Annotated in this window: 1 protein-coding gene; it reads right to left on the bottom strand. The window is 65.7% G+C overall.

Going from position 1 to position 563, the window contains the following annotated elements; all coding sequences use genetic code 11:
• On the bottom strand, positions 1–563 hold a 563-nt coding region (locus GVL03_RS19270; protein WP_159502577.1), incomplete at both ends, for an extracellular solute-binding protein.

Here is a 563-nt window from a genome sequence, read left to right as displayed (position 1 = left end):
GTCCTGGAAGACGAACTTCTTCTTCATCTCCGCCACGTCCTTGACCAGCACGCGCGCGATCTCGCCGTCCAGCTTGACCTTGCTGTTCGTGGGTACGACCAGGTAGGGCGCCTGCATCAGCCTGGTCTGCACCTCGGGCGATAGCGCCACCTCGATCAGCCTGGCGGCAAGCTCCTTGTGGGGCGTGTTCTTCACGATCTCGATCTGCGTGCGAAAGGCGATGGCGCCTTCCTTGGGCGCGACGAACTCCACGGGCACGCCGCGCGCCTTCAGCAGCTGGATCGCGTTGAAGTTGCCCGGGCTGATGTCGATCTGCCCCTGCTGGAACAGCGCGGCCAGCGCGCCCGGGTTGGCAGCCACCGCCGCCAGGTTGGGCTTGAGGCGCTCGATCGCCTTGAAGCCCTCTTCCACGTTGCCCTCGCTGCCGCCGTGCATGCGCGCCAGCTCCACCAGGAAGCCCGTGCCCAGCGTGGAATTGAGGTTGGTGATGCCCACGCGGCCCTTGTATTCGGGCTTGAACAGGTCGGCCCACGAGGTGGGCGGGGTCTTGATCTTCTCGGGGT

Source organism: Microbacterium sp. 18062, from assembly GCF_902706225.1.
Taxonomy (GTDB): Bacteria; Actinomycetota; Actinomycetes; order Actinomycetales; family Microbacteriaceae; genus Microbacterium.
Note: the sequence above shows the minus strand (reverse complement) of the source record. Positions and strands in the feature narration are given on the sequence as shown.